The 18563-nt window shown below is 64.4% G+C and carries 21 protein-coding genes, 1 tRNA gene and 1 pseudogene; 6 read left to right on the top strand and 17 right to left on the bottom strand.

Annotated features, from left to right (window positions below; translation table 11 throughout):
- Nucleotides 1–52: 52 nt before the first annotated feature.
- The 4 genes and pseudogenes from EPL01_RS22650 to EPL01_RS17740 all read right to left on the bottom strand — a co-directional run.
- Nucleotides 53–151, bottom strand: a pseudogene (locus tag EPL01_RS22650) (surface glycoprotein); the annotation flags it as partial.
- A gap of 331 nt (nt 152–482) precedes the next feature.
- Nucleotides 483–1244 carry a VOC family protein gene (locus EPL01_RS17730; protein WP_135826622.1) on the bottom strand — a complete coding sequence of 254 codons (762 nt, stop codon included), beginning with the start codon at nt 1242–1244 and terminating at the stop codon, nt 483–485.
- 303 nt (nt 1245–1547) lie between these two features.
- The gene (locus EPL01_RS17735; protein ID WP_246045739.1) at nt 1548–2003 is read right to left on the bottom strand and encodes a TIGR04206 family protein; all 456 of its coding nucleotides are present in this window, start codon (nt 2001–2003) and stop codon (nt 1548–1550) included.
- Nucleotides 2000–3109, bottom strand: a complete 1110-nt coding sequence (locus tag EPL01_RS17740) for an OBG GTPase family GTP-binding protein (protein WP_135826623.1) — start codon at nt 3107–3109, stop codon at nt 2000–2002. Before EPL01_RS17740 ends, EPL01_RS17735 begins: the two co-directional genes overlap by 4 nt.
- A 116-nt stretch (nt 3110–3225) precedes the next feature.
- Here EPL01_RS17740 and EPL01_RS17745 point away from each other — a divergent pair, with 116 nt between their 5' ends.
- Together EPL01_RS17745 and EPL01_RS17750 are read left to right on the top strand one after the other, a co-directional pair.
- Nucleotides 3226–3441 carry a VNG_1110C family protein gene (locus tag EPL01_RS17745; RefSeq protein ID WP_135826624.1) on the top strand — a complete coding sequence of 72 codons (216 nt, stop codon included), beginning with the start codon at nt 3226–3228 and terminating at the stop codon, nt 3439–3441.
- Nucleotides 3442–3489: 48 nt separating this feature from the next.
- Complete coding sequence (locus EPL01_RS17750) at nt 3490–3972, top strand: 50S ribosomal protein L11 (RefSeq protein WP_135826625.1); 483 nt, start codon at nt 3490–3492, stop codon at nt 3970–3972.
- 134 nt (nt 3973–4106) lie between these two features.
- Here EPL01_RS17750 and EPL01_RS17755 read toward each other — a convergent pair whose 3' ends face one another.
- Nucleotides 4107–4484, bottom strand: coding sequence for a DUF7344 domain-containing protein (locus EPL01_RS17755; protein ID WP_135826626.1), 378 nt, complete (start codon nt 4482–4484; stop codon nt 4107–4109).
- Between the two features lie 202 nt (nt 4485–4686).
- Between EPL01_RS17755 and coaBC the strand changes: the two genes are divergently transcribed.
- On the top strand, nt 4687–5841 hold the full coding sequence (gene coaBC, locus EPL01_RS17760; protein ID WP_135826627.1) for a bifunctional phosphopantothenoylcysteine decarboxylase/phosphopantothenate--cysteine ligase CoaBC: 1155 nt from the start codon (nt 4687–4689) through the stop codon (nt 5839–5841).
- Between the two features lie 86 nt (nt 5842–5927).
- Here the strand turns inward: coaBC and mnhG are convergent, their stop codons facing one another.
- The 7 genes from mnhG to mbhE are packed head-to-tail and all read right to left on the bottom strand — an operon-like array spanning nt 5928 to nt 12007.
- A complete protein-coding gene (mnhG, locus tag EPL01_RS17765) occupies nt 5928–6260 on the bottom strand; it encodes a monovalent cation/H(+) antiporter subunit G (RefSeq protein WP_135826628.1) in 333 nt (110 codons plus the stop codon).
- Between the two features lie 2 nt (nt 6261–6262).
- Nucleotides 6263–6550, bottom strand: coding sequence for an MrpF/PhaF family protein (locus tag EPL01_RS17770; RefSeq protein ID WP_135826629.1), 288 nt, complete (start codon nt 6548–6550; stop codon nt 6263–6265).
- Nucleotides 6540–7175, bottom strand: a complete 636-nt coding sequence (locus EPL01_RS17775) for a Na+/H+ antiporter subunit E (protein WP_135826630.1) — start codon at nt 7173–7175, stop codon at nt 6540–6542. The genes EPL01_RS17770 and EPL01_RS17775 overlap by 11 nt, the downstream gene beginning before the upstream one ends.
- Complete coding sequence (locus EPL01_RS17780) at nt 7172–8806, bottom strand: complex I subunit 5 family protein (RefSeq protein ID WP_135826631.1); 1635 nt, start codon at nt 8804–8806, stop codon at nt 7172–7174. Before EPL01_RS17780 ends, EPL01_RS17775 begins: the two co-directional genes overlap by 4 nt.
- A complete protein-coding gene (locus tag EPL01_RS17785) occupies nt 8803–9147 on the bottom strand; it encodes a sodium:proton antiporter (protein WP_135826632.1) in 345 nt (114 codons plus the stop codon). Before EPL01_RS17785 ends, EPL01_RS17780 begins: the two co-directional genes overlap by 4 nt.
- Nucleotides 9144–9608: an MnhB domain-containing protein gene (locus EPL01_RS17790; RefSeq protein WP_135826633.1), complete on the bottom strand. Its 465-nt coding sequence runs from the start codon at nt 9606–9608 to the stop codon at nt 9144–9146. The genes EPL01_RS17785 and EPL01_RS17790 overlap by 4 nt, the downstream gene beginning before the upstream one ends.
- Complete coding sequence (gene mbhE, locus EPL01_RS17795; protein WP_135826634.1) at nt 9605–12007, bottom strand: hydrogen gas-evolving membrane-bound hydrogenase subunit E; 2403 nt, start codon at nt 12005–12007, stop codon at nt 9605–9607. The genes EPL01_RS17790 and mbhE overlap by 4 nt, the downstream gene beginning before the upstream one ends.
- Nucleotides 12008–12348: 341 nt before the next feature.
- Between mbhE and hpt the strand changes: the two genes are divergently transcribed.
- A complete protein-coding gene (hpt, locus tag EPL01_RS17800) occupies nt 12349–12915 on the top strand; it encodes a hypoxanthine/guanine phosphoribosyltransferase (protein WP_135826635.1) in 567 nt (188 codons plus the stop codon).
- 164 nt (nt 12916–13079) lie between these two features.
- Here hpt and EPL01_RS17805 read toward each other — a convergent pair whose 3' ends face one another.
- From EPL01_RS17805 to EPL01_RS17815, 3 genes are all read right to left on the bottom strand, one after another.
- Entirely contained in the window at nt 13080–13370 is a 291-nt protein-coding gene (locus EPL01_RS17805; protein WP_246045740.1) for a hypothetical protein, read from the bottom strand.
- Between the two features lie 541 nt (nt 13371–13911).
- A tRNA-Arg gene (locus tag EPL01_RS17810) sits at nt 13912–13985 on the bottom strand.
- Nucleotides 13986–14000: 15 nt separating this feature from the next.
- Nucleotides 14001–14270, bottom strand: coding sequence for a Sec-independent protein translocase subunit TatA/TatB (locus EPL01_RS17815; RefSeq protein ID WP_135826636.1), 270 nt, complete (start codon nt 14268–14270; stop codon nt 14001–14003).
- Nucleotides 14271–14448: 178 nt separating this feature from the next.
- On the opposite strand from EPL01_RS17815, the gene EPL01_RS17820 reads away from it, so the two are divergent.
- Nucleotides 14449–14928, top strand: a complete 480-nt coding sequence (locus EPL01_RS17820) for a redoxin domain-containing protein (RefSeq protein ID WP_135826637.1) — start codon at nt 14449–14451, stop codon at nt 14926–14928.
- 124 nt (nt 14929–15052) lie between these two features.
- Complete coding sequence (locus tag EPL01_RS17825) at nt 15053–15883, top strand: HD domain-containing protein (RefSeq protein ID WP_135826638.1); 831 nt, start codon at nt 15053–15055, stop codon at nt 15881–15883.
- Between the two features lie 70 nt (nt 15884–15953).
- On the opposite strand, the gene EPL01_RS17830 is transcribed toward EPL01_RS17825, so the two are convergent.
- Both EPL01_RS17830 and EPL01_RS17835 read right to left on the bottom strand, forming a co-directional pair.
- Complete coding sequence (locus tag EPL01_RS17830; protein ID WP_135826639.1) at nt 15954–17057, bottom strand: glycosyltransferase family 4 protein; 1104 nt, start codon at nt 17055–17057, stop codon at nt 15954–15956.
- Between the two features lie 326 nt (nt 17058–17383).
- On the bottom strand, nt 17384–18391 hold the full coding sequence (locus tag EPL01_RS17835; RefSeq protein ID WP_135826640.1) for a glycosyltransferase family 4 protein: 1008 nt from the start codon (nt 18389–18391) through the stop codon (nt 17384–17386).
- Between the last annotated feature and the right edge of the window lie 172 nt (nt 18392–18563).

Here is an 18563-nt window from a genome sequence, read left to right on the forward strand (position 1 = left end):
CGGAATCGGCTCCTGCATCTGCGCCTGCGGCTTGCGCGTTGTTGGCTGCGGTCGCCGCACCTACGAAGGCAACGGAACCTGCGCATACTGACAGGACGAGTAGGGAACTGAGGAACGCACTACGGATTTTGTCGTTAGTTGTACTTGTCATGGTTCGTGAAATTGGTAATTCGGTCGATGGTCGTACCTTTCCTCGTGACCTAGGTTTCCCCGCCTTAGGACACTCGTACTCACTCCCACCACCGTGGGTAGGGGTACGATTCAAATATTAGCACTAGATTATAAGTGCTTTGTGGCGAGCCAGCTTCGCTAGTTAGCCGTTTTCACGCCTGTAATCGCCGATTACCGTCGATGAAGAGGAGCTGAATAGCGGAACGTCTTATAAAAATTCGTCGGGAACGTCGCGTTTCTTCCGTACTCACGGTGGAGGTATCCCACGCCGAGACGCCGCTCGGACGGAGCGACGAGAGACGAAGGCGGACTCACTCCTCGCGCTCGATGACCTCGATTTCGTGCCCGTCCATATCCTTCGTGAACGCGTACCGATTATCACACGATTCTGGGTCACGGTAGTCCTCGGCGTCGCGTTCCATCAGCGCCGCCCAGTCGTCGTGCAGGTCCTCGGCGCGGACCGCGAGGTGGCCCCACGCGTCGCCCAACTCGTAGGTCCGGCCGTCGTAGTTGTACGTGAGTTCCACGGCCATCGCCTCGTCGGCCGCGCCCTCGGGCTTCATGAAGTAGTTGGCGAAGGTGTCGGACTCCCAGCGCCCGGTGTGTTCGTACTCCAACTTTCGGGTGTACCAGCCGAGCGCCTCGTCGGCGTCCTCGACGCGAATCATGGTGTGGTCGAGGCTCCAGCGCGCGCCGTAATCGCGCTCGACGATTTCGACTTCGTGACCGTCGGGGTCCGTGACGAAGGCGTAGGACCCGCCGCAGGAGTCGGGGTCCCGATAGTCCTCGACGCCCTCGTCCATCAGTTGCTCGTAGGCGTCGTAGACGTCGTCCACGCGCACGGCGATGTGGCCCCACGCGTCGCCCATCTCGTAGGTCCGGTCGTCGTGGTTGTAGGTGAGTTCGAGGACCGCGCCCTCCTCGTGGACGCCCTCTGGACCGAGGTAGACGTTCGTGAAGGTGTCGGCTTCCCAGCGACCCTTCTCCTCGTAGTCGAGGTGGTTCTGGTACCAGTCGAGCGTCTCCTCTAAGTCCTCTACGCGCATCATCACGTGGTCGAGCGTGGCGTTCATGCGTTCGAAAGTGGGCGTTCCGGGCCGAAAAGGCTACCGCTCGCGGAAACGAGACCGGGCGAATCGAGGCGGGAAAAAACAAGGCCGGGCGAATCGAGGCCAGGGAAAATTGAGGCCGGGAAAAGACTCGTTCGCTCACGCGCGACCGGATGCGGGTCGCGCGTGAGCACGCGAAGAATAAATAACTGAGCCTCCGCCAGACGGCCCCGGAAACGCAACTATAGGTTTCTTAAAGCCAACTAGTTATTTCTTTAGAACACGTATATATCTCCTCACTCGTCGTTGGAACGACGTTCTCCGCCGCTATCGCCACACCGCGCGCCGGAGGTCCGGCCAGTAGAACCACCACGCCGCGGTCCAGAGTAGCACGACGCCGACCGGGACCGCGAGGAGACCGCTCCGGGTCATCCCGAGCGCGAACTGGAGGCCGCTCACGCCCGAGAAGACCAGCAATCCGCCCGTGACGCGGCCGTCCTCTCGACCGACGAGGCCGAGGAGCGCGCTCCCGACTGCCAACAGATAGAGCAGGACCGCGACGGGCCACGCGAGGAGTCGCCGGGGAAGCCCGCGGGTGTAGACGAACAGGTAGTCCGGAAGCGTCGTGACGTGGAGCGGGTCGAGACTCAGCAGTCCCCACGCGAACACCAAATCCCCCGTCGTTAGGACGGTCCAAGGGACGAGAAACATCGCCGCCAGCGCGAGCAGTCGTCTGTTCACTTCCCGGTCGCTCGACTCGCGTCCCTCCACCGCTTGCTTCACTTCCGGACGACGAGGCGAAGCACGTCCTCGTCGGCGAGTTCGTGTTCCTTGCCGACCTGTTGCTCGTCGTGCTTTGCGCTCGGTCCCGAGACGCGGGCGAACCGGAAGCGGTCTTCGAGGTCGCCGCCGAGTCTTCGGGCGGCGTCACCGACGGTCGAACCCTTTTCGAGGACCAGCGGCTCGTCTTTGTCCACGCCGCGACCGGGCTTGTCCATGTAGATTCGCATCAGGCCCAGTTCCTCCCAAATCGTCTCCTTGAGCGAGTCGAGGCCCTTCTCCTCCTCGGCGGAGATGAAGACGGCCTCGTCGGGGTCGATGCCGTACTCGCGGAGTTCGGCGTTGACCGTCTCGATGTAGTCGGGTTCGATGAGGTCCACCTTGTTGACCGAGACGATGGAGGGGATGTACTCGCGGTTGTCCATCACGCCGTCCACGAGGCGGTCGATGTCCACCTGCTCGCGGATGGTCACGTCGGCGTTGACGTAGCCGTGTTCGCGGATGACCTCCTTGACCACGTCCTCCGAGAGGTCCAAATCGACGCTCGACGTCACGCGAATCCCGCCCTTGCCCTTCTTGGCGATTTTGACGCTCGGGCGCGACTGGTCGAGGCGAATCTTGTTTTCGTAGAGTTCCTTCTTGAGACGCTCGTACTGGTCGATTTCGAAGACCGAGAGGACGAAGACGACCAAATCCGCCGCGCGGACGACCGACAGGACCTCTTGGCCGCCGCCCCTGCCCTGCGCCGCGCCCTCGATGAGGCCCGGCACGTCGAGCAGTTGGATGTTCGCGCCGTTGTACTGGAGCATGCCGGGGTTCACGTCGAGCGTGGTGAACTCGTAGGACCCCGTCTCGCTCTCGGCGGCGGTCAGCGAGTTCAGGAGCGTGGACTTCCCGACGCTCGGGAAGCCGACGAACGCGACGGTCGCGTCGCCGTGTTTCTCGACGTGGTAGCCCTCGCCGCCGCCGGCGGAGGACTGGTTTTCGAGTTTCTCCTTCTTCTCCGCGAGCTTGGCCTTGAGCCGTCCGATGTGCTCCTCCGTGGACTTGTTGTACGGAGTCTCGGCTATCTCCTCGCGGAGGTCCTCGATTTCTTCCTCCAGTCCCATTATCTGCTAATCGGCCGTGCGGGCCGAAAAACCCTTTCTTTCTGTGGAGTCGCTCTCAGGCGCGCCCCGACTTCGACACGTTAATATCAGTGGTAGAGAACAACTCACGTACGACGATGTCCGAACCGGTCGCCCTCCGCGAGACAACGCAACTCGTCCTGCCGTTGGACCTGTTCGAGGAGTTTCGGGACGAGTTGAACGGGCGATTCACGCTGACCTTCTTCGAAGTCGGCGACGACGCCGACGGCGAGTTCGTCCGCGTCATCGGGAGTCCCGTCGAAATTCGGGACGCCAGCGAGTTTCTGAGCAGTCGCGGCGTTCGCCTGGGGTGAACGACTGACTTAGCAAGCCTTAAAACCGCCGCGCGGGTTCGTTTAGGTATGGCTGAGACGATAGAAGTACTCGTCGCTGGCGGGCAGGCGGACCCCGGTCCGCCGCTCGGTCCGGAACTCGGACCGACCCCGGTTAACGTACAGGAGGTCGTCAACGAGATCAACGACCAGACCGAAGCGTTCGACGGCACCGAAGTCCCCGTGACCATCACGGTCGAGGACGACGGTAGCTTCGAGATAGAGGTTGGTGTCCCGCCGACGGCGGCGCTCATCAAGGACGAGGCCGGTTTCGAGACCGGAAGCGGCGAACCCCAAGAGGACTTCGTCGCGGACCTCTCCATCGAACAGGTCAAGACCATCGCCGAGCAGAAGTCCCCGGACCTGCTCGCCTACGACACGAAGAACGCCGCGAAAGAAATCGTCGGCACCTGCGCCTCGCTCGGCGTCACCATCGAGGGCGACGACGCCCGCGAGTTCAAGGAGAAGGTGGACGCTGGCGAGTACGACGACACGCTCCTCGCAGAAGCGTAATCTTTCTCTTCACTTTCGATTCGCCGAATAGACTCCACAGTCGATAGCGCTGGCGCTGTCGAGCGAGCGCGTCGAAGAAACGAGTCGTCGGAGCGTATCGCCGGTTCCGAGCGGAGCGAGGGCGCGGGTCGCGTCTACACGTTCGAGGTCTGGAGACCGCTCACGGCGGCGAATCCGGCCTCGCGCTCCCGGGTGCATTCCAGAAGCGGGTCGAGGTCGCTGGCGGCGTCGGCGAGTTCGACGGCTTGCTCGTCGCGGTCGTACTCGACCACGTCGGAGGCGTCGAGTTTCGGCAGGTGCGAGTGGACGAGCGACGTCTCGACGTTTCCGGCGTCGGGCGCGCGTTCGCTCTCCTCGGACTGCCACGCGGCGATTCGACTCGCCAGCGTACCGACGCTCATTCGCTCGTTGCGTTCGAGCGTGTAGAGGACGCCCCGCCGTCGGGCGTTCCGGAGGAGATCGAAAGCCTCGCTTACGTCCTCGACCGTCTCGTTTCCGAATGGCTCTGTCATACGTAATCCACCTTGTACCGGCGGTACATTAACGGGTGATTCGTTCCCGGGCGTTTCGACCGGAACGTTGCAACCGTTCGATCGTTCGATGTAAGCTTAACAGTTTAAATCATCCTCCGGGCGGTTCCGGGAATACGGGTCGGCGACCGAGTCCGACCGCAACCCGTACCTCTTTACCCTCTCAGGAACCGAACGTCGGGTAATGCTCGCGGGAGTCAACGTCGCGCTGGGTGTGACAGGTAGCATCGCGGCGGTGAAGGTAGTCGAGTTGGCACACGAACTCCGCCGTCGCGGCGCGTCGGTCCGCGCGGTCATGACCGATAGCTCGCAGGGAATCATCCACCCCTGGGCGGTCGAGTTCGCAACCGACAACCCCGTCGTCACGGAAATCACCGGGCGGGTCGAACACGTGGAACTCTGCGGCCGGGACGGCTGGGCCGACGTGTTCCTCGTCGCCCCGGCGACCGCCAACACGGTCGGCAAGGTTGCGAGCGCAATCGACGACTCGCCGGTGACCACCTGCGCGACAACCGCGCTCGGGGCTGGCGTGCCGACGGTCGTCGCCCCCGCCATGCACGAACCGATGTACGACCACCCCGGCGTGCTGGACGCCATCGACAGGGTGGAGTCGTGGGGCGTCGAGTTCGTCGCGCCCCGAATCGAGGAGGGCAAGGCCAAAATCGCCACCGAGGAGGCCATCGCCACCGAAGTCGCCCGCGCCGCCTCGCCAGACCTGTTCGAGGGCGCGAACGTCGTCGTCACCAGCGGTGCGACCAGCGAACCCATCGACCCGGTGCGCGTCCTGACGAATCGCTCCTCGGGCAAGACCGGCCGGGCGGTCGCTCGGGCCTGCTACGTCCTCGGCGCGGACGTGACCTTGGTCCACGACGGCGAGGAGGTCCCCTACGCCGAGACCGTCGAAGTCGAGACCGCCGCGGAGATGACCGAGGAGGTTGTAGACCGCGCCGCCGCGGGAGCCGCCGAGGCCGTCGTCTCGGCGGCGGCCATCTCGGACTACACCGTCGAGGCCGCCGACGAAAAGATTCGCTCGGGACGGGACCTCAGCCTCGACTTGACGCCGACGCCGAAACTCATCGACAGCGTGCGCGAGGAGAGCGACATCCCCGTCGTCGGCTTCAAGGCCGAGACCTCGGGCGACGACGAGGAGATGATTTCGGCGGCCCGCGAGACGCTCCGGCGGGCGGACCTCTCGTTCGTAGTCGCCAACGACGCCAGCGTGATGGGCGACGACGAGACCCGGACCCTGTTCGTCCGCGAGAACAGCACTCGGGAGTACGAAGGGACGAAAGACGAGTTGGGTCGGAAGGTAGCCGAGGAGTTGGCCGCCGAGTTGTAGCTCTCTGGGAGTCCGATTCGCTCTGAGAACAATAAAGACGTTCTCTTCGGAGAGGAAAATAACCGTTTAACTTTGTTCTGGAATTGTCAGTCCGACTCCTCGCGGGGCCACTCGGCCGCCTTCCCGAAGAAGGGCACGCCCATCTTCTGGGCCGACCGCGAGATGAGGTGCGCGCCGGTCGGCGCGGTCAGGAACAGGAAGACGATGCCGACCAGCGAAGTCAGGCCCGCGCCCTGCGGGCCGTAGTAGACGAACCCCGCGAGGAGTATCGAAGAGGCTCCGAGCGTGGCCGCCTTACTGCTCGCGTGCATCCGGTTGTACACGTCGGGGAACCGAAGCAGGCCGACCGTCCCGACCAGCAGGAAGAAACTCCCGACGACGACGAGCGCCGCGACGACGAGTTGTTGGATTTCGTTCATGGTTATTCGATGATGTCACCTTCGGTTACGAACTGACTGACTGCGATAGTGCTGATGAACCCGATGATGGCGAGGACGAGGCTCACCGTGACGAACAGCCCTTCGCCGGTGGACAGCGCGAACAGCGCCGCGATGGCGACGACGTTGGTTGCGATGGTGTCGAGCGCGACCACCCGGTCGGGCACCGTCGGTCCCTTGATGACCCGGTAGCCCGCCAGCAGGGTGAGCGCGCTGGCCAGAATCAGGCCAGCGTTCACGACCGGCGCGAGCAAGGTTGGGTCACTCGCCATCGGTCTCACCTCCCTCCTCGGGGCGGTCGGCGTCGCCAGCGTTCGGCCCGCCGTCCGCTCGCCCCTCGGCCCTCGGCGCTTCGGGCACCGGGGGCACGGGGTCGCCGGGCTTTCGCTCCTCGTCGAAGATGACCAGCGCGTAGTCCTCCCACGTCCGGATGGGTTCGACCACCGCCTCGCGGTTCCGACCGGTGATTCCGTGTACGTACAGTACGTTCGCTTCTTCGTCGTAATCCATGGTGAGTGTTCCCGGCGTCAGCGTGATGGAGTTGGCAATCGTCGTGACGGCGGCGTCGGTCTGGACCCGAAGCGGGACGACAACCACGTCGGGTTCGATGGGCATGCTGGGCGCGAGGACTCGGTAGGCCACGTCGATGTTCGCCGTCAGCAGTTCCTTGAGGAACACGCCGACGTAGAGCGTGGCGTAGGGAATCGCCCGGACGTTGCGCGCCAGCGCGGTCCGCTCGGTGTAGAACCGCCGGAAGATAAACGCAATCGACAGGCCGATACCGAGGCCGATGACGAATTCGCCGAGGATTGCCATCGGGTCGAGCGCGACCCCGCGGACGAACAGCCAGAGGAGCGCCAGCAGGACGCCGACGATTGGCCACTTTCGAGTGTTCATGCGTGACCACCTCCGCTCCCGCCCTCAGCGGCCCCGAGGACGGCGTCGATGTAGCCCTGCCTGTCGAGCGCGGCTTCAGCGCCAGCGTTCGCGGCCTGCATCACGACGTCGAAGCCGACGCCGAGGAGTGCGATGGCCAGCGCGAGCGCCACGACGACCGCGACCAGCGAGACCTTCGCGTCGGCGTTCCGGACCAGCAGGGGCGGTTCACCCCAGAAGCCGCGGTTCCACGCGCGAGAGAAGTACGCGATGGTCAGGATTGCGCCGACCAGCGCGATGCCGAGCGCGGCGTTCGACCCCGCGACGCCCGCCGCGCTCGCGCTCCCCGCCGCGTCGAAGACGAGCATCTTGCCGAAGAAGCCCGACAGCGGCGGGATGCCGATGAGCGCGAGTGCGCCGACGAAGAACCCGGCCGAGAGCCACGGCGCGCTCTCGGTCAGGCCGCCGAGGTCGGGGAACCGCTCGGTCCCCACGGCGTCGTAGACCGCGCCGCTGGCGAGGAACAGCAGTCCCTTGGCGAAGCCGTGGTTCAGCGCGTAGACCAGCGCGGCGGCCACCCCGAGAACGCGAATCTCCTCGGTCGGCGCGGTGGCGGCGATGGCCAGCGGCAGGACGATGAACCCGACCTGTCCGATCGAGGAGTACGCCAGCAGGCCGTCGATGTCGTCTCGACTGACCGCGCCGAGACCGCCGACGACGATGCTCGCGGCGGCCATCACGAACATGACGGGTCCGTAGAACGCGAGCAGGGCGCTCCCGTCGTCGGGAACCGACAGGCCCGGAAGCGAGAGTTCGGAGATGGCGGCCGCGCCGAACACCGTGAAGTAGACTCGGACGATGGCGTAGATGCCGACCTTCTTGACGACGCCCGCGAGCATCGCCGAGACCGGGGCGGGCGCGGCGCGGTAGGCCGAGGGCACCCAGAACTGGAAGGGCGCGAGACCCGCCTTGAGCGCGAACACCGCGAACAGCAGGGCCGACAGGCCGAGGACGGGGGCGATGGCGAAGTCGCCGAAGGCCGCGGGGTCGGCGACTCGCCGGGCGAGGTCTGCCATGTTGAGCGTCCCGGTGGTCGAGTAGAGACCACCGATGGCCAGTAGCATGACCGCGCTCCCGACCAGATTCAACACGACGTACTGGAGCGCCGCCTGGGTGTGTTCCGGACCGCTGTAGAACACCACGAGGACGTAACTCGACATCAGCATGACCTCGAACCAGACGAACAGGTTGAAGATGTCGCCCGTGAGGAACGACCCCGTCACGCCGACCATCATGAAGTGGAACAGAGGGTGGTAGGAGACTCGCTGGCCGAAACTGTCCACGTAACTCGCCGAGAAGACGAGCGCGGCGGTAGCGATGACCGCCGAGAACGCGAGCATGAACGCCGACAGCGAGTCGGCGACTATCGTGATGCCGAACGGTGCCTGCCAACCCGAGAGCTGGTAGCTGAAGACGTTGCTCGCGCCGAGGGGGTCAACCTTCGAGACCAGCAACGCGACAGCCCCGAGGTAACCGAGACTGCCCAGCAGGCTCAGGGTCACCTGCGCCCGGCCGAACCGCCGGGTCAGCAGGGTGGCGATGGCAGTAACCAGGGCGACGAGCAGGGGTGCGACGACGAACTGCTGACTCACGCTTTCTCACCCAATTCGAGGAGGTCGATGGTTCCGTGTTCTTGATACACCCGATACGTCAGGACCAGCGCGAACGCGGTCGTCCCGAATCCGATGACGATGGCGGTCAGCACGAGCGCCTGCACCAGCGGGTCGCTGACGGCGTGACCGCCGCCGTGACCGCCGTGGGACAGAATCGGGACGCCGCCCGACAGGCCCCCCATCGTCACCAGATAGACGTTGGCCGACTGGCTGATGATGGTGACGCCCCAGACCACGCGGACGATGTCGCGGCGCAGGACGAGGAAGGTCCCGAGTGCGAACAGCACGCCCAGCACGCCAGCGAGGACGAACTGAGTCATTCCGTTCCCACCACCGCGAGAATCGTCAGGAGCGCGCCGACCACGACGAAGTAGACCCCGAGGTCGAACGCGAGGGCGCTCGCCACGTGGAGCTTGCCGTAAATCGGCAGGGGCTTGATGTACCAGTGGGACTGATAGAGGAAGTTCTCCCCGAACACGAGCGGGACGAGTCCGGCGACGACGGCGACTGCCAGCCCCACGCCGAACGCGACTTGGTAGTTCTCCACGATGCCGTGGCGAATCGAGTCCAGCAAGGGTGCGCGTATCTGGTGGAGCAGTTCCTCCTCTAAGTAGTCCAGCCCGTAGATGACGTAAATCAGGGCGAACGCCGTCACCGTCAGCACGCCGCCGATGAATCCGCCGCCGGGCAGGTTGTGCCCCTGCAACAGCAGGGCGATTGCGGTTACGAGGATAATCGGTACGACTGTCCGCGTGACGGTTCGTGCGATGACTGTACTCATTGGGTCTCACCTCGTTCGCGCATGGCGACGAGCGTCAGCACCGAGAGGGCGGCCATCGCCACGACCGAGATCTCGCCGAGCGTGTCGAACGCTCGGAAGTCCACGAGGATGACGTTGACGATGTTGCCACCGCCGCCCACCGGGACCGCCTGCTCGACGAAGAAGCTGGCGATGCCGTCGGTCGGAGTCGCCGCGGTCGAGACCAGCACGGTCACGAACACGGTCGCGCCGACTGCCGCCGAGAGGACGCCGTCGCGGGCCATCTTCGCCCGGTCGGTGTTGCCGTAGAACGCCGGAAGCTTGTCCAGCACCAGCAGGAAGATGACCAACAGCAGGGTCTCGACCACCAGCTGGGTCAGCGCGAGGTCCGGCGCGTCCGCGAGGACGTAGAACACCGCGACCATGAAGCCCAGAATCGAGAGCGTGAGGACCCCCGAGATGTGCGAGGGCGCGATGGACACCGCGACTGCGCCGACGATGGCGACCAGCAGGACCAGCAGGATGGGCACGGTCACGGCGACCTTCGAGAGCTCGAAGGCGGGGAGCGTGACGCTCGTGGCGGCGTAGCCAGCGAGCGTGAGTCCGGCGACCGAGGCCAGCGCCCACGTCGCGTAGGTCCGGAGCAGGCCGTTCTGGACTCGCTCGGCGGTGGTGTCGCTGACCCCGTTCAGTCCGAACACTGCCGAGTTGTAGTACCAGTTGGCCCGCAGGACGTTCACGTCGGTCACGCGGTTGACGCCCTCGTGAAGCCGACCGTAGAAGGGATAGGACGCCGCGCCGAGGACGAGCGTCACCGCGCTCATCGTCACGGCGGGCGTGATGTGGTCGGGGAAGTAGTAGCTGAAGCCGCCGTGGAGGTCGGACCCCGGCGGGAGCGTGCTGGCCCAGACCTCGCCGACGAAGTGGTCGAAGGGCGCGAAGTGGATGCCGAAGGTGCCGAGGATTCCGCCGAGGCTGACGAGGCCCGCGATGACGCCCAGCAGGAGCGGCGGCGCGAGCATCGCCTTCGGCGGGGAGTGGACCTTGTGGAGGCCCGTGGGCTTCTCGCCGAAGAACAGCATCAGGAACCGAATCGAGTAGAGGAAGGTGAAGACGCTCCCGAAGACGGCGACGGCGGGGTAGAGGTACGCCAGTCCGCCGCCAGCGTGGACCGCGGCCTCCCACGCGGCCTCGAACAGCAGTTCCTTGGAGTAGAAACCGTTGAACGGCGGGACTCCGGCCATGCCGAGCGCCGCGACCGCCGTGATGGCCGCGGTGATGGGCAGGTCCTCCTTGAGGCCGCCCAGATTCTCGATTTTCCGAGTCCCGGCCTCGTGAGCGACGATGCCAGCGACGAGGAACAGCGCGGCCTTGAACGTCGCGTGGTTGATGATGTGGAAGGCCCCGGTCTCGCCGCCGAGTTCCGAGGCGAAGCCGAACCCGGCCACGATGAGTCCGAGGTGGCTGGCCGTCGAGTACGCCAGCAGTTCCTTGATGTCGGTCGCGCCGACCGCCAGCACCGCGGCGACCGTCATCGTCGTCAGGCCGAGGATAGCGAACAGGAGTTCCCACTCGTGGCTGACCAGCACCGGGCGGAACCGCCCCAGCAGGTAGACGCCAGCCTTGACCATCGTCGCCGAGTGGAGGAAGGCCGAGACGGGCGTCGGGGCCTCCATCGCGTTCGGGAGCCAGATGTGGAGCGGGACCTGCGCGGACTTGGCGGCCGCGCCGACCCCGATGAGGCCGAGGACGGGCAGGAACAGGCCCGCCGAGCGAAGCTCCTCTTGGACGAGTTCGGGGTTCTCCAGCATGTAGACGATGCTGAACGCGTTCGACCCCGAGGTTACGTCCAACAGGACGGAGTGGAGCAGGAGGAACCCGATCAGCATGAACAGGCCGCCCGCGACCGTGATGAGCATCGACTTGCGGGCGGCGTACTGGGAACTCTCCTGTCGCTGGTAGTGGCCGATGAGCATGAACGACGACAGGCTGGTCAGTTCCCAGAAGACGAACAGCGCGATGAGGTCGGCGGCGAACGCGACGCCGAGCATCGACCCCATGAACGCCAGAAGCGAGGCGTAGTACTTCGGCTGGGACGGTTCACCGTGCATGTAGCCGCCGGAGTACGTGAGGATGAGGACCCCGACGCCGCTGGCGAGGAAGCCAACGAGCAGCGAGAGGCCATCGACGTAGAAACTCAGCGATACCCCGAGCGAGCGAATCCACGGGAACGAGACCGCGCCGTGCGTGCCGTACTGGCTGGCCACCAGACCGAAGCAGGCCAGCGCAATCGCGGCCGCGTAGTAGGCGGTCCGCTCGCCCACCAACCGGTAGACGAGTGGAACCAACCCTGCGGCCACGAACGGCAGGAACACGACGGCGAGGACTGCCGACGCTGCCGGGTCCGTTGTCGGTTGCACGTGCGAGACTCACCTCGGACCGGACTTAACAGTTCTCAAATTCGGGGACGTTCGCCGGTCGTGCAGGGGGTCCCTCGGCGGTGGCGCAGAGGAGTCCCTCGGACCGGCCTCGACGCTACTCCGACCGAGGAGACAAATACAAACAAGTCTTTAGAACCAATATTCAATTGCTTGAGGCATAGATATATTTCTCTTACGCGCGAGCGAGATTATGTTTACTACGAGCAACCGACCGACGCGCGGACCTCGTCGGTCCCCGCCGTCGGGCGATTCGCCCTGTAGGGCCTCGCATGCCCGGATTGATTCCGTCACCTTTTATTGGCGCGTCGAGTACCCCCAACATGGATAAGCTCAAGCAGTCCCTGCTCGACGCGCCGATTATCGAGAAAGACGGCTATCACTACTTCGTCCACCCCATCAGCGACGGGATTCCGGTCCTCGAACCCGGCCTCCTCCGCGAAATCGTCATCCAGATCATCCGAAAAGCCGAGCTGGAGGACGTAGACAAAATCGTCACCCCCGCGGCGATGGGCATCCACATCTCGACCGCCGTCTCCCTGATGACCGACATCCCCCTCGTCGTCATCCGCAAGCGCGAGTACGGCCTCGACGGCGAAGTCTCGCTCTCCCAGCAGACCGGCTACTCCGAGAACGAGATGTACGTCAACAACGTCAACGAGGGCGACCGCGTTCTGCTTCTGGACGACGTTCTCAGCACGGGCGGCACGATGAAGGCCATCACCGAGGCGCTCGAACACATCGGCGCTGACGTGGCCGACGTAGTCGCGGTCATCAAGAAGGAGGGTGCCAACGAACTCGACGACACCGACTACGACGTGAAGACGCTCATCAACGTGGACGTGGTGGACGGCGAAGTCGTCATTACGGACGAACACGGCGACGGGTAGTCCTCTTTTCATCAACGTTTTGCAAGCGAGCGGGCGGAGACCGCTCGCGCAGGAAAAGGTTGGATGGCGAAGTCGTCATTACGGACGAACACGGCGACGGAGAAGCCGGACGACTCGATACTGTGGAGCTTTTTCGCGCACGCAGAATCAGCAGCCGAGAGCCGTCAGTCCGAGGAGAACAGCGCCATAATCGACCCGATTTCGGGCGAAAGCGTCGAGAGCGAGGGCGACCGAAGCGCCGCAATCCCTCCCCAGAGCAGTCCCGTCACGAGCGACCCCGATGCCGAGAACGCCATGCCCATGCTGTAGAAACTCGCGCCGTAGACGATACCGATGAGCGCGGAGGGGAGGCTGGTCCCGAGCGGGACGTTGGCGGTGCGGTCCTTCAGCGTCGGCACGAGAAACACTATCGAGAAGACGCTTCCGACGAGGAAGACGAGGTCTTGCCACATCATCGTTGCACCTCTGCGAGGAGCGAGCTTGCAATCATCACCTCCTCGTAGGGGAGACGGGGGTGTAACGCTGGCCCGTATCAGTATTCGACGCGCGCTCTCCTCGGGTTCGATATCTAGCGTTGCGAGATGTTGTCGAGGGCGGGGCGACTGTTTTCGAGCGGTGGCGGTGCTATTGCGGGGCGGTCGCGGTAGCTGTCGCGGTTGCAGTGCTGTCGCGGTGCTGGGCAGTTTCGGTGTTGTTGCTGTCGCGGTTGCGTGGCGGTCGAACTAGCGATTCCACCGCGAGCGAAGCGAGCGGACCAAGGAATCGTCGAAGAAGCGCCTCTGGCGCTTCTGAGGCGGTGACGCAGTGTTTTTCATGAACGTTTTGCCAGCGAGCGCCTCTCGGGGCGCGAGCGCAGCAAAAGGTTCACGGGCGTGACTGGATTCGAACCAGAGCAAGACGGTCCGGGCGTGCGGCGCTTCGCGCCGGTCCAGGCGTGCGACTTGCAGGGTTCGAATCCCTGTGCCGCTTTCACGACTCGCTTCGCTCGTCGGAAAGCGGGCGTGACGGGATTCGAACCCGCGGTCAGGAGGTTAGGAACCTCCTGCCCTAATCCACTAGGCCACACGCCCCGCGAAAAAAGCGATTTAGCTGTTGTTTGTCTCGGTTTCCGTGTCGGTCTCGGTGACCGTGTCGGTGGACTCCGCGCTGACGGACTCGGAACCGCCGTCCTGCATCTCGCGGAGTTCTTCCTCGACTTCCTGACGCCCTTTCTTGAACTCGCCCATGGCCTCGCCGGTCGAGCGGGCGAGCTTCGGGATTTTGTTCGCGCCGAACAGCAGGACGGCGATGAGGAGGATGACCATCATCTCCATCCCGCCCGGCACGGGTCCGAACAGTGGGATCATTGCTTCCATCTCTACCTCAGGATAGCTGATTCTGGATTATAGGCTTTTTGCTCCCCCGACACGTTCGGCGATTCGCACGTTTCGCCGGAGAAGTCGAGTCCTTCGCCGCCGACGGGCGACGCTGGCGGGTGTTCCTCGGCCACATTCGGAACTGTCTTTTCCCCGAGTCGTCTACGTCTGGACGCATATGGTCGAAGTCGGAGACGCCGCACCTGATTTCACGGCACCGCTCGCAAACGGCGACGTAGAGGAGTTCACCCTCTCGGAGAATCTGGACGACGGTCCCGTCGTCCTCGCGTTCTTCCCCGGCGCGTTCACCGGGGTCTGCACGACCGAGATGTGTACCTTCCAGTCGGACCTCGGTCAGTTCGAGGAGGTCGGCGCGACCGTCTACGGCGTCAGCGTGGACGCCCCGTTCTCGCTCAACGAGTTCCGCGACCAGGAGGACCTGGACTTCGGTCTCATCAGCGACTCGAACAAGGAACTCATCGACGACTACGACGTCGAGATGGACTTCGCCGACATGGGCTACTACGGCGTCGCCAAGCGCGCGGTCTTCGTCGTGGACGCCGACGGTGAGGTCTCCTACAAGTGGGTCAGCGACGACCCCGGCGTCGAACCCGACTACGACGAGGTTGCGGACGCCGCGGCCGAAGCCGCCGAGTAAGAACTCGACTGTCGCCGGTATTTTTTCGCGGATTGGCCCGGACTTGTCGTTGACGAGCGACAGGAGTGGAAAAACGCGCCAGACTGGCCGAGGACTTTTTCTTCTCGGGCACGACGTATCCGGTATGAGAGAGAGCGAGGAAACCGAGCAGTCCGACGACGAGGGTCGGGAATACGACCCCGAGGCCGAACACGCCTTCCCCGACGAGCGCCTCAACGAGGTGCTGGAGTTCATCGACAACGACACCGAGATTCAGACCTATCTCGACGCCCAGAACGTCAATCCGGTAGTCCGGAAGGGGTACAACGATCACGGGAGCAAGCACATCAGCATCGTCCGAAATCGGGCGCTCGCGCTCTACGACCTGCTCAAGAAGGGCAACATCGACTTCAACGGGGCCTCCGAGCAGGGACTGGACGAGGCCGACGAGAGCGTCATCATCGCGCTCGCCGCGACCATCCACGACATCGGTCACGTCGTCCACCGCGACGAACACGCCTACTGGTCGATTCCGCTCGCGTCGGACATCCTCGACCGCATCCTCCCCCAGTTCGACTTCTACGACACCGAGGAGGTCATCCGGGTCAAGGGCGAGGTCCTCCACGCGATTCTCTGCCACCACACCGAAGAAGACCCCCTCACGACCGAGGCGGGGGTCGTCCGGGTCGCCGACGCCCTCGACATGGAGAAGGGTCGCTCGCGGATGCCCTACGAGAAGGGCGGTCGGGGCATCGACACCGTCTCCAGTCAGGCCATCCAGCGCGTCTCGCTGATGTCCGGCGACACCGTGCCCGTCCTCGTGGAAATCGAGATGCTCAACGCCGCGGGCGTCTATCAGGTGGACAACCTGCTGAAGGCGAAACTTCGGGACTCGGGACTGGAAAACGACATCCGAATCGTCGCGGTCAACATCCGCGAGGGCGACAACAATCTGGTCGAGCGCGTCGAACTCTAGAAGGTTACCTCGAAGCTCGCGCCCCGGTTCGCGGACTCGGTTTCCGGACCGCCGTCTGATTCTATCGGTTTCAGCGGATGCTGTCGTAGATGTCCCGTAACTTCTCGACCGCGTGGTCGACGCTGACCGCGTCCCGGCGGGCCAGACACGTCTCGCGCAACTGTTCGCGCTCGGCCAGCGTCCGGCGAATCGCGGCCTTGAAGTCGTCGATGTTCCCGCTCTCGTAGTGGTAGCCGGTCTCGCCGTCGTCGATGGTATTGGCCAGCGCACCGGCGTCCGCGCCGACCACCGGCGTTCCGCAGGCGTTGGCCTCCAGCGCGACCAGCCCTTGGGTCTCGACCGGACTCGGGAAGGCGAAGACGTCGAGCGCAGAGTAGAACGCGGGCATCTCCTCGCGGTCGAGGAAGCCCAAGAAGCGCGCGTCAGCGCCGATGTTCTCGGCTTGGGCCTCCAACTCCTCGCGGGCCGGGCCGTCGCCGCCGAAGACGACGGTCACGTCCATGTCGGCGGCCGCCGCGACCAGTTCCGAGAGGCGCTTCTCGTAGCCGTGTCGCCCGGTGTAGCCGATTAGCGGGCGCTCGCCCCGGAGACCGTGGCGGTCCAGAAAGTCGTCGGTCTCGACGGGTTGGAACCGCTCGGTGTCGATGCCGTTGGGGACGACTTCGACGGTCGTGTCCACGCCGACCTCGTTTTTGAGGTGGTCGCGGGTCGCCGTCGAGGGCGCGAGGACGGCGTCCGCGCGACCGAAGAACCAGCGCTCGTAGGCCTCGGAAATCCGGCCGACCAGCGAGGCGACGGAGTCGGTCGGCGAGACGTACTCGGCGTACTCGCTGGTCGGCGTGTGGTAGGAGGCCACCAGCGGGACGTTCTGGTCGCGCGCGAGTCGCAGGCCGCCGAGACCGATGCTGAAGGGCGTGTGGGCGTGGACGACCTCGGCGTCTCTGACCGCCTTCGGAATCGTCGGTGTGCCGAGACGGAACCCGTCGTAGAACGGGAAGGGGAGGCTTCCGACGGGGTGTTCGCCGTCGCTCGGCCGGTGGCCGTCGGCGTTGGGGTAGACCACGTCCATCCGACCGCCCGCACGCTCCCATCGCTCGCGCCACGACGCGATGGTGTAGGTCACGCCGTTGACGGTCGGCAGGTAGGTGTCGGTGAACGCGGCGACCTGTTCCATTATTTGCCCCTTTGGGAACCGATACTTAAGGCCTTGTGAAGTTCGTTCGACGCGACTGCCGGAGGTAAATCCGTCGGCAGGCGTGCTGTGCGGTGCGAGAGCGAACGCCGAGGAGCGAGTCGGGCGTCGGCGACGACTGTTCCGTCGGGCGAAATTTCCGATTCGGTTGAGTTGCCCGGCCGATTCGATTGGCGGTCGGCGGACCGATTCAATCGCCGGTCGCCGAGCGTTGAACCCGAGAGTTCGACGCTCGGCGACCGGCCGTCGCGGTTCCCCCAAGAATCAATATCCTACGTCAAAGAAACAAGAAGTATTATAAAAGACAACTAAACGGTTCTCTGATATAACTCTACGAGGTCTTCGCCCACCGCGTCCAGTTCGAACTCCCGGCTCTTCGCGGCGGCGTTCGCGCCCAGCTCCTCGCGCAGGGCCGGGTCGCGCAGGCGGTCGAGTTGCGACGTGAAGTCCGAGACCGCGCCGCTGGCTTTCAGGCAGTGGGTCTCGTCGTCCAGCCAGTCGTAGGTCGGGATGTCCCGAATCACGAGCGGTTTGCCGCAGGACATCGCTTCCAGCAGGGCGATGCCCTCGTTCTCGTTTTTGCTCGGCCAGAAGAACACGTCCCCGGCCGCGAATGCGCCCTCGATGTCCTCGACGTAGCCCGTGAACTGGCAGTTGTCGGGCGCGCTCTCGACCAGTCGCTTGGTGTCCCGGCTCTTCAAAAAGCGGTCCAACTCGCCGCCCGCCGGGTTGAGGTAGCCGAACCAGACGAAGTCGAGGTCGGGCATCGCGCGGGCCGTCTCGACGAACGACTCCAACCCTTTGCGCTTGATGACGTGGCCGACGTTGAAGACGACGGGCGGGTCGAGGTCGTAGCGGTCCAGATACTCCTCGCGCAACTCCTCGTCGTCGTAGCCCTCGACCTTCTCGGGGTCGAACCCGTTGCTGATGACGGTTTTGGGCGCGTCGGCGTACTCCGCTACGACTCGCCGGTTGTGTTCGGAGGGACAGACGAGGTGGTCCGCCAGCGAGTAGGCGTATTCGAGGTAGGGCTTCATCGGCTTGGCGAGGAGATTCGAGAGCGCGAAGCTCTCGCGGAAGTCCTCGGCGGTCTGGTGGGTGTGGACGAGGACGGGCACGTCGGCGCGCTGGGCCTTCTTGGCCCAGTAGAGCGACTTCGGCCCCATGTTGTTGAGGTGGAGCAGGTCGGCGTCGAGGGTCGGCTCTGGGGTGTAGTCGATGCCCCGCCGGTCCATAATCTTGCGCTGGTTGTCCACCGACTGGGCGTGCCCGCCCGTGATGTACTCCTCCCACTCGAAGTAGTGGCTCACCTTCATCGTTGGAATCGTCCGAAAACCGCGTATTCGGCGTCGTCGCGCGTGCTCACTACCCGAGCGAAAACGCGCCCGCGACAAAACCCTACCGGAACCGGGTGGAACCTCGACCGGAATCCTGTGGAAAACGGTCGGACGATGGTCGAATTCGCCCGATAGAAACCAAAAACTATAT

The organism is Halorussus ruber (genome assembly GCF_004765785.1).
GTDB classification, from domain to species: Archaea; Halobacteriota; Halobacteria; order Halobacteriales; family Haladaptataceae; genus Halorussus; species Halorussus ruber.